Below are 15145 nucleotides of genomic sequence, written 5' to 3'. Positions count from 1 at the left end.
GGGCCGGTCCCCGCGGGGTCAGTCCCGCGGGGCCAGGGCCCGCACCGCCCGGGCCGGGTCGGCCCCCGGCGGCAGGATCGGGGCCAGGGCCGGGGTGGTCACCCCGTTCTCGACGTAGGCGGCGACGCGCTCGCGGCAGTACCCGGCCGGCCCGTGCACGATCAGCTCGTCCACCACCGCGTCGGGGATGGCGGCCAGCGCGCCCTTGCGATCGCCCTCCTCCCAGGCCTTCCACATCGGGGCCAGCTCCTCGCGGCCCAGCCACTCGTGGAACGCCCGGTAGACCGGGACGTTGAGGTAGGCCGCGATCGCCCGGCGGCCGATGCCCCGGGCGGTGTCCGGGTCCGCTTCGGGGATGACGAAGATCCGGGCGACGATCTCCTTGCCCTCGCCCTGTTCGTGCACGTAGGGGACCACGGTGCGCACGTCCTCGGCGGACAGCCAGTTGATGATGGCGCCGTCGGCCTCGCGTCCGGCCAGCCGCAGCATGCCCGGGCGCAGCGCCGCCACCAGGATCGGCGGGGCCTGCGGCGGCACCGCCCCCAGGGTGAAGCCCTGGACGGAGAACGTGTCGTAGTCGGCCTTGACCCGGGCACCGGTGAACGCCTCGCGCAGGAAGCGGACGGTGTCGCGGACCTTCTTGTAGGGCTCGGTGAAGGGGACGGCGTTCCAGCGCTCGACGATGATGTTGGAGGAGGTGCCCAGCCCCAGGGCGAACCGGCCGGGCGCGGCCGCGGCCAGCGTCGCGGCGCTCATCGCCAGGGTCGCCGGGCCGCGCGTGTAGGCGGGCACGATGGCGGTGCCCAGGCGCAGGTCGGGGGCCCAGACCGAGGCCAGGGCCAGGGGGGTGAACGCGTCGGTCGAGCCCGCCTCGGCCGACCACAGGTCGGTGTAGCCCTGGTCGGGCATCCGCTCGATGACCGCCCTCTGGTCGGGGAGCGGGATCCCTTCGAGCGGAACGGTCATGCCCCAGCGACTGGTCATGGTGGCTCCCTGTCGGTGTCGTCCGTGCCGGTGACCCCCGACCATACCGCCCGGTCGGTCTGCCGTCTTCGGGCGGCCCCGCGACACGGCGGCCGGGAGCCGGGACGCGCGGTCGCGCACCAGCGTATGTTCGTAGGGCCCGAGAAACAGCAACGAACGAAGGAGGCCCCTCACCGTGGCCGTGCCACCCTCCCCCTACGACTTCCTGCCCCCGGTCGCGTCGTTCACCGTGACCAGCGCCGACGTCGCCGACGGGCGCGCCCTGCCCCGAGCCCAGGTCAGCGGGATCATGGGCGCGGGCGGCGAGGACGTCTCGCCGCAGCTGTCCTGGAGCGGCGCCCCCGAGGGGACGCGGAGCTTCGCCGTGACCTGCTTCGACCCCGACGCCCCCACCGCGAGCGGGTTCTGGCACTGGGCGGTGGCGAACATCCCCGCCGACGTCACCGGGCTGCCCGCCGGGGCCGGGTCCGGCGAGTCCGGCGCCCTGCCCGCCGGGGCCGTGACCCTGCGCAACGACGCCGGGTCCCACCGCTACATCGGCGCTGCCCCGCCGGCCGGGCACGGACCGCACCGGTACTTCTTCGTGGTGCACGCCGTGGACGTCCCCGAACTGTCCGTGGACGCCTCCGCCAGCCCCGCGTTCCTCGGGTTCAACCTGTTCTCGCACTCCATCGGGCGCGCGGTCGTCACCCCCGTCTACGAACAGAGGTAGGACGGTCGGACGGCGTGTCGAGGGCGGGTGTCCTCTCCCCAGAGAGCACCCGCCCTCGGCCCTCTTCCTCCCGGGGGCCGATGGATACACGCGCGAGGGGCTCCCGCGGTTCACCGCCGAGCCGGAACCGGCCAATGACGGGCCATCGCGCCCGCCGCGGACTACTCTCGGTCCATCCCCCGCGATCCGCCCGACACGGCTTGGAAGGATTCGTCCGGTGCCAGAGAAGTCTTCGAGGAAACCGACCATCGTGGTGACGACGGCGGGGTCGGCGCCCACCCCCGGCACCATCCTCCACCTGCGGTCGCGGGGCTACCGCGTGGTCGCCACCGACGTCGACCCGGCCGCACCGGGCCTGTACCTCGCCGACCGCGGCCACCTCGTCCCCCCGGGCGACAGCGAGGCCTTCCTGCCCCGCATGCGCGCGCTGTGCGCCGAGGAGGGCGCCGCCGCGGTCGTCCCCCTGGTCGACGAGGAGCTGCTGCACGTCGGCGGCCTGGCCGAGGACGGCGTCGCCGTGCTGCTGCCGCTGCCCGGGTTCGTCGCCACCTGCCTGGACAAGTACCGGCTCATGCGCGAACTCGACGCCGCCGGGATCGGCGTCCCCCGCACCCGGCTCGCCTCCGAGTGGCCCACCGACACCTTCGACGCCGCACGGGGCCTGGTGGTCAAGCCGCGCAGCGGCCGGGGCAGCCGCGGGGTGCGGTTCGTCGACTCCGTCGGCGACCTGGCCCGGGTCGTGGCCGAGAGCGGCCTGCCCGCCGACGAGCTCATCGTCCAGGAGCGGATCACCGGGCCCGAGTACACCGTGTCCGTGGTGGTCTGGCGCGACGGCGGCGTGCAGGCCGTCGTCCCCAAGGAGGTCGTCCTCAAGCAGGGCGTCACCAAGTACGCGGTGACCCGCCGCAACGAGGCGGTCATCGAGACCTGCCGGGCGGTCCAGGAGTCCCTGCGGGCCGACGGCCCCTTCAACGTCCAGCTGAGCCTGGACGGGGACGGCGCGCCCCGGGTGTTCGAGATCAACCCGCGCTTCTCCTCCACCTCCGCCCTCACCACCGCCGCCGGGGTCGACGAGATCGCCGGGCTGGTGGGCCAGGCCGTGGGGAGCGGCCCGCGGCTCGCCGACGACTGGCGCGAGGGGGTGGCCATGGTGCGGCACTGGACCGACGACTTCATCGACGAGGAGCAGTTCACCTCGCACGGCATCAGCCCGGCGCCCGCGACCGTCGGCGTCCCGGTCCGGGACCCCGCCCTGGCCCCGGCGACCCCGCTCGCGGGGCGGTGAGCGGACCCGTGAGCGAGCTGTTGAGCGGAACGGCCGACGGGGCCGCGGAGGGTCCCGGGAGCGCGCACCCGCTGGCGGAGGCGGTGGCCGGAGCGGTCACCGAGGTCGGCGCCCTGCTGCGCGAATGGCGCGGGGACGCCGAGGCCCTGCGGGGCGTGTGGGAGGGGGACCAGTTCAAGGCCGGGGCCGACGCCCGGGCGCACCGGGCGCTGTCGGACCGGCTCACCGCGATCGACCCGGACATCCCCGTGGTCAGCGAGGAGGACCCCGGCTCCCTGGCCCGGGAGCGGCCGCCCCGGTACTGGCTGATCGACCCCGTCGACGGGACCGCCAGCTACGCGCACGGGTTCCCCGGGTACGTCACCCAGGCCGCCCTGGTCATCGGCGACCGCCCCGAGGTCGCCGCCGTGTACGCCCCCGAGTCCCGGACCCTGTACACCGCCGTGCGCGGCCGGGGCGCCCGCCGCGACGGCGTCCCCCTGCCCCGCCACCCGGCCGTCCCGCCCGGGCACGGGGTGCTCACCGACAACACCCCCGAGCCGCGCGGCATCGCCGCCCGGGTCGCCGAGCGCTTCGGGTACGGCGGCTACCTGGAGAGCGGCAGCATCTCCCTGAAACTGTGCCTGATCGCCGAGGGGACCGCCCACCTGTTCGTCAAGGACGTGCCCGTGCGCGACTGGGACGTGGCCGCGCCCGGCCTGGTCCTGGCCGAGACCGGGGGCCTGCTCACCCGGCTGGACGGCACGCCCTTCCCCTACCGGGGAGGGTACGAGCACACCGGGCTGGTCGGCGGGGCCGACCCGGCGACCTGCCGCACGGTCGCGCGCTGGCTCACCGCCCGATGACCCTTCCCCCGTCCCGGGGGTCACGCGTATCGTGTGGGCACCGCACCGCGCCCCGGGGGGTGGGAAGTGGAGAACAGGTACCGCACACGCGCCTCCGACGACGAGCGCGAGCAGATCGTCGAGCGGCTCACCACGGCGTTCGTGGAGGGCCGCCTGGACCTGGTCGAGTACGAGCGCCGGGTGGAGTCGGCACTGAGCGCGGTGCTGATCGGCGAGCTCGACGGGCTCATCGCCGACCTGCCCGCGCCCGCCCCGCCGCCGCTCGTGCCGTCCGCCCGGGAGGAGCCCCGGTGGGAGCACGCCGACGAGTGGCGGTGGTGGCTGGGCATCGCCGTGCTCCTCACGGGGGTGTGGGGCGCGGCGGTCCTCATCGGCGGCGAACCCGTGCCGTACTGGCCGCTCGTCCCCCTGGGGATCTGGGCGGCGGTGCTGCTGGCCTCCCTCATCTGGCCCGACGAGGGCGAGCCCCTCTAGGCCGGGTTCGACGGACGGCCTGCGGCCACAGCCCGGCCACCTTGTTCGGCGCCCCCGAGGGCGGGAGCCTTCGGCCCTGCGTCGCGCTCCTCGCCGCCCGTCGGGTGGCGGAAGGTCCTCAGCGGACGGCCTGCGGCCACAGGCCTCCCCGGGAACCGCTCCTCCGGGGCCTCCAGAACCCCAGCGGGCGCCTCACGAACCCCAGCGGCAGTGGAGACTCAGCCCACGGCGTGGAGCCAGCGGACGGGGGCGCCGTCTCCGGCGTAGCGGAACGGCTCCAGCTCCTCGTCCCAGGCGCGGCCGGTGAGGCGGTCGATCGCCGAGGCCAGGTCGGAGCCGCCGGCGGCGGCCTCCTCCACGGCCAGGCGCAGCCTGCCCTCCGGTACCAGGACCTCCCCGGCGGCGCTGGTGACCGCGGTGAACATACCGAGGGACGGCGTGTAGCTGTAGCGCACGCCGTCGCAGCCGGGCGACCCCTCCTCGGTCACCTCGAACCGCAGGCGCTGCCACGTGTTCAGCGCCGAGGCCACCTGCCCCGCGGTCCCCGGCCGCCCCTGCCAGTTCAGCTCGGCGCGGTGGTTGCCGGGTGCCGCCGGCTGGGCGACCCAATCGAGTTTCACGGGCACTCCTACGACACCCGCGACCGCCCACTCGACGTGTGGGCACAGCGCCGCGGGCGCGGAGTGGACGTACAAGACGCCACGTGCGGACACCGAACCTCCTGATACGAACGAGTGCGCTTCCCCGACGCCCTCGTACCACGAGAAGGTTGCATACCCGCCTGAATGCCTTTGCCCCATTGTGCCCGAAGGGCACCCTGAGGACCAGCGATCTTCTGGGATCTCCCAGTATCCCCCGCCCCTCCGGAGTAACGTGTGCCCCGAAGGTGCTATGGGGGAATCCGATCATAGTGGGGGCGCGTTTGCCAGACCAGTCGCACGAGGACCCTGAAACCGTACTTTCCAGCGACCCGCGGCACGAACACCCCCCGACATTGGCCACAAGCGGACTCGGCCTTGACGACGCCGAACTCGTGCGCCGGGCCGCGAACGGCAGCCGCGAGGCCTGGCGGGACATCGTCGACCGCCACCTGCCGATGGTCAACGGCATCGCCCGCTCCTTCGGGCTGTCCGCGCCGGACCGCGAGGACGTCGTCCAGACGGTGTGGCTGACCCTCAACCTGCACCTGCCCCGGCTCCGCGAGCCGCACCGCCTGCGCGCCTGGCTGTCCCGGGTCACCCGCGACAAGTGCCTGCGCCAGCGCGGGCGCGACGCCCGCCAGTACCCGACCGACCCGGAGGAGTTCGCCCGCGTCGACGGGAACGCCCCGGACCCGGAGGCCGAGTACCTGCGCAAGGAGCGCGACGAGGCGCTGCACCGGGCGGTCGACCGCCTGCGCGACCCCGCCGAGCGCCGGGCCGCGCTGCGCATCCTCGAACCCGGTTCCACCCCGCCGCCGCAGGACCGCCGGGCCGCGTTCAACGAGCGCCGCCGCATGGTCCGCCGGCTGCGCAACACCCTGGAGGACGAGATATGAGCAGCCGGGAGGAGCGGGAGGGCCTCGAGGGCCGGGAGGCCGCGCTGGCGGCCTTCGACCGGAGCGTGGACGCCGTGGACCTCGCCGTCCTCGTGGCCGAGCGGGGCCCCCGCACCGAGGAGGTGCGCTCGGTGGACGACCCGGTCGTCGGGGAGCTGTCCTTCGAGTTCGGGGACGTGCGCATCGACCTGGCCCTGCACGCCCGCGGCCCCTCCCGCACCCTGTCGGGGACGGTCCGGGGCGACTTCGGGTACGCCCTGCTGGAGGCCCACCGGCCGGGCGGCGGCGAGGACGTCGCCTCCGTCGAGGAGACCGGCGAGTTCGCCCTGCCGGACCTGCGCCGCGGGCCGATCCGGCTCACCCTCCGCCGCGACGCCGAGGCCCCGCTCAGCACGGAGTGGTTCACCCTCTGACCGCCGTCCGCAGACGGGGCCGGACGGTCACAGAAGGGGCGGTTCCGAATTGCCATTGCATCCCGCCGGGAACCCCCGCGCGCTCGTCGGCCTTCGCACCCCCTTGTCCGCTTTTGGGCGGCCGACTCCGAGGTGACTTCACGTTCCCATCTCCACACGGACCGTCACCCGCTGCTATTCCTAGAGGTGCTCCTCCCCCTCGGAGAAAGGCGGCCGGACCTTGACCCCGTCCCGTCCCGCACCCCGTTCCTCGACCCCCTCCGTCCGTTGGCGAACAGGCCGGGACGGTCGGGTGGAAAGGTCCGGCCGTCTCCTCCTCCAACGGGTGGTCCTCGGTGTCGCCCTGGCCGAGCGCGGGCTGTTCGACCGGACCGTGGAGATCCTCGACGACACCCACGTCCGGCTGCGGCGGCACCCGTTGGCGGAGGAGGCCGCGCCCGTCCTGCCCGGGTTCCTCGCCAACCTGGGACTGGCCCGGATCCTGTGCGGCGGGTTCGGCGCGGCCGAGGACCACCTGGAGGAGGCCCGTTCCCTGGCGTTGGATCGGGACCTGCACCTGTTGGAGCTGGTCACCCGGCAGAACCTGGGCTGTCTGGCACTGCGCAGGGGCGACGCCGCCGGGGCGATCGCCACGTTCACGGGCCTGGCGCACCGGCTGCCGACCGACCGGCGCGAGGCGCTGTGCGCCGACCTGGCGGAGGCCCTGCTGGCCGAGGGCCACCTGGAGGAGGCCGCGCTCACCCTGGCGGACGGCCCGTGGGCGCACGGCCGGTCGGCGCAGCCGGTCACCCTGCTGGTGGAGGCCAAACTGCGGCTGCTGCGCGGCGACCGCCACCGTGCGCGGGAGCTGGCCCGCCGGGTGCGGGAGACCCACGGCCCGGGGTCGCTGTGGTACCGCCTGGCCGTGCGGCTGGAGGAGATGGCCGAACGGGTGTGCGCGGCCCCGCTGGACTGGTCGTCCGCGTCGCCGCAGGAGCGGGCGCACGCCGCACTGGAACTGCGGCGGCCGGTGAGCGCCTCCGAGCCCGTCCCCCGCCTGGTCGCGGCGCACCGGGCGGTGGACGTGCAGCTCCCCCCGTGGCCCCCGGCCCCGCGGACGGCCGGTGGCGCACGGGCGGCCCGCACCGAACAGTCGCCCCCGGAACCGCGGGCGCCCCGGGCCCCGGGAGGACCCGCCGGTCACCGGCCTGCCGGCGGTGTGCACAGGGCCGGGGAGCGGCGGGCGGCCCCCGGTTCGCGGCTGACCCGTGAGTCGCAGGAGGTCCGCGGCCCGTGGGCCGCCTTCGCGGGGCCCGCCGAAGCGGACCCCCGTGTGCTCGGGGACCCGCAGGTGGCGCGGGCCGGGGTGGAGGTGTCGCTGGCGCGGGGCGACCTGCGCGGTGCGCTGGAGTGGGCCGAGTTCACCGTGCCCCCGGCGCCGCGGGTGCCGGCGGGGCGGTGCGACCCGGTGGTCGAGCGGTACCGGGAGGCGCTGGCGAACGGACGGGACCGGCACTGCCTGGTGTACGCGCGGCGGTGGGAGCGGGCGCGGTACGCGCAGGGTGCGGCCGCGCGGGAGTGCGCTCCGGTGGGCGCCCGGCTGGCCGGGCTGCTGGGCGGCCGGGCGTTCGTGCGCCTGGTGGTCGTGGGCGACGTGGTGGCGCTGGTCGTGGTCGAGGGCCGGGTGCACGCCCGGTCGCTGGGCCCGCCCGCGCGGGTGGCGCGGGAGTTCGGCGCGGCGCTGGCCCCCGTGCTGGAGCTGGTGGACGACCGGCCGCTGGTGGTCGCCGCCGACCCGCGGCTGGGCCACCCGCCGTGGGGCGCGCTGCCCGGGCTGCGCGGCCGGCCCGTCGCGGTGGTGCCGTCGGCGCGGGCGTGGGCGGACCGGGTGGTGCGTCCGCTCCCCCGGTGGCGGCGGGTGCTGCTGGCGGCGGGCCCGGCGCCGCGGGGCGCCGTCCGCGAGGTCGCCGACCTGGGCAGGGTCCACTCCCGGGCGCACCGGGCCGTGCGGGTCGGCGAGGTGGCGGCGGGCGCCGCGGGCTGCGACCTGGTGCACCTGTCCGGGCACGGCCGGGTGGCCGAGCGCTCCCCGCTGCTGTCGTCGGTCGCCCTGGCCGACGGTCCGCTGCTGGCCCTGGACCTGGTGTCGGCGGCGCCTCCGAAGGTGGTGGTGCTGACCTCGTGCGGAGCCGGGCGCTTCGCCGGGGCGCTGCTGGAGGCGGGGGTGCGCGCCGTGGTGGCCAGCCCGGCCCCGGTGCGCGATGCCGGGACCGGACGGGCCGTGGCCGGTTTCCACCGGGCGCTGGCGGCGGGCGCCGCCCCGCCCGAGGCGGTGGCCGCCCACCTGGGGCGGCACGGCTTCGTGTGTCTGGGGGCCTGACTCACCAGCCCCGTTCGCGCCACTCGTCCAGGTGGGGGCGCTCCACTCCCAGAGTGGTGTCGCGCCCGTGGCCGGGGTAGACCCAGGTGTCGTCGGGCAGGACCCCGAACACGCGCTCCTCGACGTCGCCGAGAAGGGTTCGGAAGTCCTCGTCGGACCAGGTGCGGCCGACCCCGCCCGGGAAGAGGCTGTCGCCGGTGAACAGGTGGACGTGCCCCTCGGGGTCGTCGTAGCGCAGCGCGATCGACCCGGGCGTGTGGCCGCGCAGGTGGATGACGGTGAGGTGGCAGTCCCCCACGGAGATCCGCGAGCCGTGGACGACGGGCTCGTCGACGGAGACGGGCAGTTCCTCGCCGTCCTCGGGGTGGGCCACGGTGCGGGCGCCGGTCTCCCCGACCACCTCGGCCAGGGCCTGCCAGTGGTCCTGGTGGCGGTGGGTGGTGATCACCCGGTCGAGGCCGTCGGCGCCGATGAGTTCGAGGATACGGTCGGGCTCGGCGGCGGCGTCGATGAGGGCGGCCTCGCCGGTGGAGCGGCAACGCAACAGGTAGGCGTTGTTCTCCATGGGGCCGACGCTGATCTTGGTGATGGTCAGATGCGGTAGTCGTCGCAGGTCGGCGGGGCCGCCGACCCTGGTATCTCCGGAGTAGCTCACCCGACCATTGTGACCTCTGCGCAGGAGCGGACGCACCGGACGCCCCGAAAGGAGGGGCGCCCGGCCACGGTCACCTGGCCCAGCGCGGCGGGCGCTTCTCGAAGAAGGACAGCCGGCCCTCGGCGGCGTCCTCGCCGGCGAAGAACTCGGCGGACAGCTCCCCCATGCGGGCGAACGCCTCGGCCCGCCGCTCGGGGGCGGCCAGCGCCCCGGCGCCGAGTTCGCCGAGCAGCTCCTTGGTGCGCGAGAGCGCCTTGGGCGCGGAGCCGCGGATGCCCTGGAGGACGGCGTCGAGGGCGTGCGCCATGTCGCGGTCGGGCACCGCCTGGGTGATGAGCCCGGCCTTGGCGGCGGCGGAGGCGTCGAAGAGCTCGCCGGTGAGGAAGTAGCGGCTGAGCTGGCGCGAGTGCATCCGGGCGGACACGGGGACGGAGATGATCGCGGGCACCACTCCGATGCGCACCTCGGTGAACGCGAAGGTGGCGCTCTTGGGGGCCAGGGCGATGTCGGCGGCGGCGACCAGGCCGATGCCGCCGGCGCGGGCGGCGCCGTTGAGGACGGCGATGACGGGCTTGGGGGCTCCCATGATCTGCTCGAAGACCTCCGGCAGCTCCGGGGCGGGCTCGACGGGTTCCCCGGCCAGCGCGGCGGCGACCTCCTTGAGGTCTGCCCCGGCGCAGAACACGGGCCCGGTGCCGGTGAGGACGACGGCGCGCACCTCGTCGTCGGCCATGGCGTCGGACAGCGCCTTGGAGAGCTCCGACCGCAGCCGCGCGGACAGCGCGTTGCGGTTGCGGGGGGAGTCGAGGGTGACCGTGGCCACTCCCCTGTCCACGTCGAGGCGTACCAGGGGCGTGTCGTCCTTGGGCGTCGGGGACGAGTGCTGCGTCATCGCAGACCGACCTTTCTCCGGGTCCATCATCTCCGCGGGTGCGGGGAGTGTGTGAGAGCGGGCGCGCCGTCGGGGTACGGCGTGCACGGAAACGCCTGGTTTGTGACCGGACGCGCCTCTCTTGTGGCGGAATGCACGAATCCGGTTCCACCCTAGACGGACGGGTCGCCGGGGCACCACGGCCGGGTGAACCGTGTTCGTTAAGTCCGTGTCACGGCCGGGGGGCGAACGCGTGAAACGCGGCGGGGCCGGGGACCGCGGCGGTCCCCGGCCCCGCAGGGTCCCGGTGTCAGCGGGTGGCCGCCGACAGCGCGTTCGCGAAGTTCAGCATGGTGGCGACGGCCTCGGCCCCGTCGGCCGCCTCGCTCACCCGCAGGGTGAGCGGCTCGGCGGTGATGGCGCCGGTGTAGCCGTGGTCGAGCTCGCAGCTCTCGTCGGCGCAGGAGGCCGGCTCCAGGTCGATGTGGGCGACCGCGCCCCAGTTGACGGAGAGGTTGACGCTGAGGACCAGCTCGCTGGGCATGCTCCCGGGCGTGTACTGCGCGGGGTTGGGCACGACCCTGGTGAGGGCGACCGACTGGATGTTGCCGAGCTGGATGCTGTCGGTGGTGGTGGACGCGTGCGAGGTGCCGCCGGGCTCGGTGGGCGGGTGCTCGTCGGTGTGGCACACCACGAGCCGGGTGGCGGTGAGCAGCATGACGGTGATGTGCCGCCGCATCTCCATCGCCGGGTCGAAGGTCGCCTCGTGGTGCACGACGAACGCCTCGGCGCTCTCGTCGCCCAGGGCCGTGGCGACGGCGTCGATCACCAGCGCGGGATAGTAGCCGCTGCGTTCGATCTCCAGCCGCCAGTCCGTGGACACGGCGCGTGTTTTCCTCATATCCCTATCCTGCCTCCTCACCGCGGCACTTCGCGACCGCTGGGAGAAACGGGATGCCCAGTGCCTGATCAGGACGTCACCCCTCGCCCGGACCCGGGCGCGGGCCGCCGCATCAGAACGTCACCCCGCGCAGCCGCCGGGGGCCGGCGTCGGGCCGGACCTCGGGGGCCTCGCGCAGCCACATGCGGGCGCCGAGCACGTGCGCGCCGGTGGCGTTGACCAGCACCGGGTCCAGGTCGATGTAGCCGATCTCGGGGAACGCCTCCACCAGGCGCGAGACCCGGATGAGGAGTTCCTCCAGCGCCTCCACGTTGGGCTGCTCGGCCAGGGAGGTGGCCCCGGCGGGCAGCCCGAACAGCAGCGGCGCGGCGCGCACGGCGTGGATGAGGTCGGCGGCGTCCATGTCGGTGAGCGGGGCCAGCCGGAACGCCCGGTCGTCGAGGAGTTCGGCGGTGACGTCGGCCAGGCCGAAGGAGACCACCGAGCCGAACGACCGGTTGTCGCCCGCGCGCACCACGGTGGGCACCCCGGGGGCGACCATGCGCTGCACGACCAGGTCGGCCTCCGCGCCGAACCGGTCGGCCAGCGACAGGTAGGCGCTGCGCACGTCGTCGGGGGTGCGCAGGTCGGCGCGGACGAAGGTGCCCCCGGCCCGCACCCGCAGGTCGGGCGAGTCGGCCTTGACCACCACGGGGTAGCCCAGCCGCCCGGCGGCCACCACGGCCTCGTCGGCGGAGGACACGGGGATGTCGGGGTAGGCGGTGATGCCGTAGCAGGAGAGGAGTTCGCGGGTGTCCTCGGCGGAGACCGCGGTGTCCTCGTCGTAGCGGCGCTCGCCGCCGAACCAGACCTCCTCCCCCGGGGCGTTCTTGAGCGCCCGGGTGATGGTGGCGCGGGCCCGCGCGCCGTCGATGTCGGGCAGCTCGGGGTGGCGGCCGGGCTTGCGGTCGCGCCACTGGGTGTACCGGGTGGCGTAGGCCAGGGCGCGCACGGCGTCCTCGGGCGCGGGGTAGGAGGGCACCGAGCCGCGCAGGGTCTCCCCGCGCTCGCCCACGTGGCGCAGCTCCTCGGGGACGCCCTGGCGGGCCAGGTAGGTGGTGACGATGGGCTTGTCCGAGCCCAGCGAGCGGGCCCGCAGCACCCGGGCGACGTCGTCGGAGATGGGGTGCAGGGCGGGGACGAACACGACCACGACGGAGTGGACCTCGTCGTCGGCCAGCGCCGCCTCCAGGGCCCGGTCGAAGTCGTCCGCGGTGGCCTGCGGGCCCAGGTTGACGGGGTCGTGCGGCTTGAGGCCCTGGCGGACCGCGGCGTCCTTGACCAGCAGCTCCAGGGAGTCGGAGTTGCCGATGACGCCGACCCGGGGGCCCTTGGGAAGGGGCTGGTAGGCGAACACCTGGGCCGCGTCGAACATCTGCGTGATGTCGTCGACCCGGACCACGCCGGCCTGCTGGAACAGCGAGGTGACGGCGTAGTCGGGCAGCGCCAGCCCGCCCGCCGCGTGCCCCGTGGGGGTGGTCTGCGCGGACCCGCCGCTGCGCACCGCCACGACCGGCTTCAGCTTGGCCAGGCGCCGGGCCAGGCGGGTGAACTTGCGCGGGTTGCCCAGGGACTCCAGGTACTGGAGGACGACCTCGGTGGAGGGGTCCTCCTGCCAGTACTGCATGAGGTCGTTGCCGGACACGTCGGCGCGGTTGCCCGCGGAGACGAACGTGGACAGGCCCATGCCCCGGTCGGCGACGCGCTGCAGGATGGCCCGGCCCAGGGCGCCGGACTGGGAGAAGAACCCGATGGGACCGCTGCGGGGCAGGTCGGGGGACAGGGTGGCGTTGAGGGACACCGAGGGGTCGGTGTTGGCGACGCCCAGGCAGTTGGGGCCGACCACGCGCATCCCGGCGGCGCGGGCGGTGCGCACCAGCTCGTCCTGGCGGGCGCGCCCCTCGGGGCCGGTCTCGCCGAAGCCGGAGCTGACCACGATCAGGCCGTGCACGCCCTTCTCGGCGCACTGCTCCACCACGTCCGCGACCGCTTCGGCGCGCACGGCGACCACGGCCAGGTCCACCTGGTCGGGGATGTCCAGGACGGAGGGGTAGGCGCGCACGCCCACGACGGCCTTGGCCTCGGGGTGGACCGGGTAGACGGGGCCCTGGAACTCGCTGTCGAGGAGGTTGCGCAGGGCGGTCTGGCCGATGGTGTGGGCGGTGCGGCTGGCGCCGATGACCGCGACGGACTCCGGGAACAGCAGCCGGGCGATGGAGCGCGACTCGGCGCGCTGCTCGCGGGCCCGCATGACCTCGGTGGAGTCGTCGGTGGGCTGGATGTCGAGGGTGAGCCGGATGACCCCCTCGTCGAAGGTCTGCTGGGCGGTGTACCCGGCCTCGCGGAAGACGTTGATCATCCGCCGGTTCTCCGGGAGCACGTCGGCGATGAACCGGCGGATGCCGCGTTCGCGGGCGGCCGCGCCGATGTGCTCCAGCAGGACGGAGGCCAGCCCGCGCCCCTGGTGGGCGTCCTCCACGACGAAGGCGACCTCGGCCTCCTCCGGGGCGACCTTGTCGTAGCGCACCACCGCGACGAGGGCGTCGGAGATGGTGGCGACCAGGGCCACCCGGTCCTCGTAGTCGACCGTGGTGAAACGTCTCACGTCGCGGTCGGAGAGGCGGGGGTAGGGCGCGAAGAACCGGTAGTAGATCGTCTCCGGGGAGAGTCTGCCGTGGAACTCGCGCAGCAGGTCGGCGTCGTCCGGGGTGATGGGGCGCAGGTGGGCGGTGCCTCCGTCGGTGAGGACGACGTCGGCTTCCCAGTGGTTCGGGTAGGACTGCACGACTGCGAGACTAGACGACAATCGGTCGATTCCGGGGAAAGTCGATGCGGTCGGCGCGAAAACACCCGCGGTACGTCCCGTCCCCGGGGGCCGGAGGTCCCGATCCGGGACCGAGCACCCTATGGCCGGATACGCTTGTCCACGGGGCTCGGCTCCGGGACGAGGGCCCCGAATCGGCGTGTGTCCGGGGTGCCGTCACTTCGTTACACACCGCTGACGATTCACCTGTTAACGTCGAGCGGGCACGAATTCTCATGACTCGGTGGTGGCTGGCGATATGACACGAGTGGTCGTGATCGGTGATCTGATGACCGACGCCGTCGCGCGCGCGTTCCACCCGTTGGCCCGCGGCAGCGACACCCCGGCGTCGGTGGTGATGTACGGAGGCGGCTCGGGGGCCAACATCGCCTCCTGGCTGGCCGTGGAGGGCACCGAGACCACGTTCGTGGGCCGGCGCGGATCCGACATCACCGGGCGCACCCGCGAGATGGAGCTGATGGGCTACGGGCTCGACTCCCGGATGGTGATGGACCCCGAGGTCGCGACCGGGACCTGCGTGGTGATGATCACCCACCGGGGCGACCGGACGATGCTGAGCGACCCGGGCGCCAACGCCCGCCTCCAGCCCGAGGACCTGCCGCGCGACGTGTTCGGCCCGGACGGGCACCTGCACGTGTCGGGCTACACGCTGATCAACGCCGACTCGCGCCGGGCGGCGCGGGTGGCGCTGCGGATGGCGCGCGAGAGCGGCATGTCCATCTCGGTGGACGGCGGCTCGCACGCCCCGCTGGAGCGCGCCGGCGCGGAGAACTTCCTGGACTGGACGCAGGGCGCCCGCCTGCTGTTCGCGAACCTGGCCCAGGCCAAGGTGCTGACCGGCCGGGAGGACCCGGAGGCGGCGGCCAAGGTGCTCACCGCCTGGTTCCCGAACGTGGTGCTGAAGCTGGGCGAGGAGGGCGGCCTGTGGGCGTCCAAGACCCGCGACGACGTGGTGTGGGCCCCGGCCGACCAGGTGGACCCCTCGCCGGGCTCGGTGGGCGCGGGCGACGCGTTCATCGCGGGCTTCCTGCCCGCGTGGCTGGCGGGCCGCCACCCCAAGGAGGCCCTGGCCCGGGCGCACCGCCTGGCGGCGCGCGCCCTGCACCAGCCGGGTGCCCGCCCGGACCTGGGCAACGGCCAGCCGGTGCGGCGCGGCGCCCCGCGCGGCCAGCGCATCCGCTGACCCGCACCCCCATGACGTCCCGCGACGGGGCCCGGCCGACACCGGGCCCCGTCCGTGTTCCCT

General features: G+C 74.7%; 14 protein-coding genes. 8 read left to right on the top strand and 6 right to left on the bottom strand.

The features are described from left to right. Window positions 1-18 precede the first annotated feature (18 nt). On the bottom strand, window positions 19-984 hold the full coding sequence (locus KGD84_RS08590) for an LLM class F420-dependent oxidoreductase (RefSeq protein ID WP_220559728.1): 966 nt from the start codon (window positions 982-984) through the stop codon (window positions 19-21). 175 nt (window positions 985-1159) lie between these two features. Between KGD84_RS08590 and KGD84_RS08585 the strand changes: the two genes are divergently transcribed. The 4 genes from KGD84_RS08585 to KGD84_RS08570 all read left to right on the top strand — a co-directional run bounded on the left by KGD84_RS08585 (window position 1160) and on the right by KGD84_RS08570 (window position 4300). Beyond that, window positions 1160-1696: a YbhB/YbcL family Raf kinase inhibitor-like protein gene (locus KGD84_RS08585; protein WP_220559727.1), complete on the top strand. Its 537-nt coding sequence runs from the start codon at window positions 1160-1162 to the stop codon at window positions 1694-1696. Between the two features lie 250 nt (window positions 1697-1946). Beyond that, window positions 1947-2981 carry an ATP-grasp domain-containing protein gene (locus tag KGD84_RS08580; protein ID WP_220565628.1) on the top strand — a complete coding sequence of 345 codons (1035 nt, stop codon included), beginning with the start codon at window positions 1947-1949 and terminating at the stop codon, window positions 2979-2981. 8 nt (window positions 2982-2989) lie between these two features. Next, the gene (locus KGD84_RS08575) at window positions 2990-3826 is read left to right on the top strand and encodes a 3'(2'),5'-bisphosphate nucleotidase CysQ family protein (protein ID WP_255646411.1); all 837 of its coding nucleotides are present in this window, start codon (window positions 2990-2992) and stop codon (window positions 3824-3826) included. Window positions 3827-3892: 66 nt separating this feature from the next. Then, window positions 3893-4300, top strand: coding sequence for a DUF1707 SHOCT-like domain-containing protein (locus KGD84_RS08570; RefSeq protein ID WP_220559726.1), 408 nt, complete (start codon window positions 3893-3895; stop codon window positions 4298-4300). A gap of 218 nt (window positions 4301-4518) precedes the next feature. On the opposite strand, the gene KGD84_RS08565 is transcribed toward KGD84_RS08570, so the two are convergent. Then, entirely contained in the window at window positions 4519-5013 is a 495-nt protein-coding gene (locus KGD84_RS08565) for a DUF3145 domain-containing protein (protein ID WP_220559725.1), read from the bottom strand. A 281-nt stretch (window positions 5014-5294) separates the two neighbouring features. Between KGD84_RS08565 and KGD84_RS08560 the strand changes: the two genes are divergently transcribed. From KGD84_RS08560 to KGD84_RS08550, 3 genes are all read left to right on the top strand, one after another. After that, a complete protein-coding gene (locus KGD84_RS08560) occupies window positions 5295-5837 on the top strand; it encodes an RNA polymerase sigma factor (protein ID WP_255646410.1) in 543 nt (180 codons plus the stop codon). Next, the gene (locus KGD84_RS08555; RefSeq protein WP_220559723.1) at window positions 5834-6250 is read left to right on the top strand and encodes a hypothetical protein; all 417 of its coding nucleotides are present in this window, start codon (window positions 5834-5836) and stop codon (window positions 6248-6250) included. Before KGD84_RS08560 ends, KGD84_RS08555 begins: the two co-directional genes overlap by 4 nt. 325 nt (window positions 6251-6575) lie before the next feature. Then, window positions 6576-8609, top strand: a complete 2034-nt coding sequence (locus tag KGD84_RS08550; RefSeq protein ID WP_255646409.1) for a CHAT domain-containing protein — start codon at window positions 6576-6578, stop codon at window positions 8607-8609. Window position 8610: 1 nt separating this feature from the next. On the opposite strand, the gene KGD84_RS08545 is transcribed toward KGD84_RS08550, so the two are convergent. The 4 genes from KGD84_RS08545 to KGD84_RS08530 form a co-directional block, all read right to left on the bottom strand. Next, window positions 8611-9264 carry an MBL fold metallo-hydrolase gene (locus KGD84_RS08545; RefSeq protein ID WP_220559722.1) on the bottom strand — a complete coding sequence of 218 codons (654 nt, stop codon included), beginning with the start codon at window positions 9262-9264 and terminating at the stop codon, window positions 8611-8613. A 70-nt stretch (window positions 9265-9334) separates the two neighbouring features. Further along, entirely contained in the window at window positions 9335-10156 is an 822-nt protein-coding gene (locus KGD84_RS08540) for an enoyl-CoA hydratase-related protein (RefSeq protein WP_220559721.1), read from the bottom strand. A 289-nt stretch (window positions 10157-10445) separates the two neighbouring features. Beyond that, complete coding sequence (locus tag KGD84_RS08535) at window positions 10446-11018, bottom strand: DUF5998 family protein (protein ID WP_220565625.1); 573 nt, start codon at window positions 11016-11018, stop codon at window positions 10446-10448. A 130-nt stretch (window positions 11019-11148) separates the two neighbouring features. Further along, window positions 11149-13860, bottom strand: a complete 2712-nt coding sequence (locus KGD84_RS08530) for a bifunctional acetate--CoA ligase family protein/GNAT family N-acetyltransferase (RefSeq protein WP_220559720.1) — start codon at window positions 13858-13860, stop codon at window positions 11149-11151. A 286-nt stretch (window positions 13861-14146) separates the two neighbouring features. On the opposite strand from KGD84_RS08530, the gene KGD84_RS08525 reads away from it, so the two are divergent. After that, window positions 14147-15082: a carbohydrate kinase family protein gene (locus KGD84_RS08525; protein ID WP_220565624.1), complete on the top strand. Its 936-nt coding sequence runs from the start codon at window positions 14147-14149 to the stop codon at window positions 15080-15082. The last annotated feature ends 63 nt before the right edge of the window (window positions 15083-15145 follow it).

The organism is Nocardiopsis changdeensis (genome assembly GCF_018316655.1).
Taxonomy (GTDB): domain Bacteria; phylum Actinomycetota; class Actinomycetes; order Streptosporangiales; family Streptosporangiaceae; genus Nocardiopsis; species Nocardiopsis changdeensis.
The sequence above is the reverse complement of the archived record's forward strand: the minus strand, read 5'-3'. Positions and strand labels throughout refer to the sequence as shown.

What these genes read in the sequence shown, in the direction of transcription:
- KGD84_RS08590 (WP_220559728.1), bottom strand. Translation starts at nt 984, where the DNA reads ATGACCAGTCGCTGGGGCATGACCGTTCCGCTCGAAGGGATCCCGCTC.
- KGD84_RS08555 (WP_220559723.1), top strand. Translation starts at nt 5,834, where the DNA reads ATGAGCAGCCGGGAGGAGCGGGAGGGCCTCGAGGGCCGGGAGGCCGCG.
- KGD84_RS08540 (WP_220559721.1), bottom strand. Translation starts at nt 10,156, where the DNA reads ATGACGCAGCACTCGTCCCCGACGCCCAAGGACGACACGCCCCTGGTA.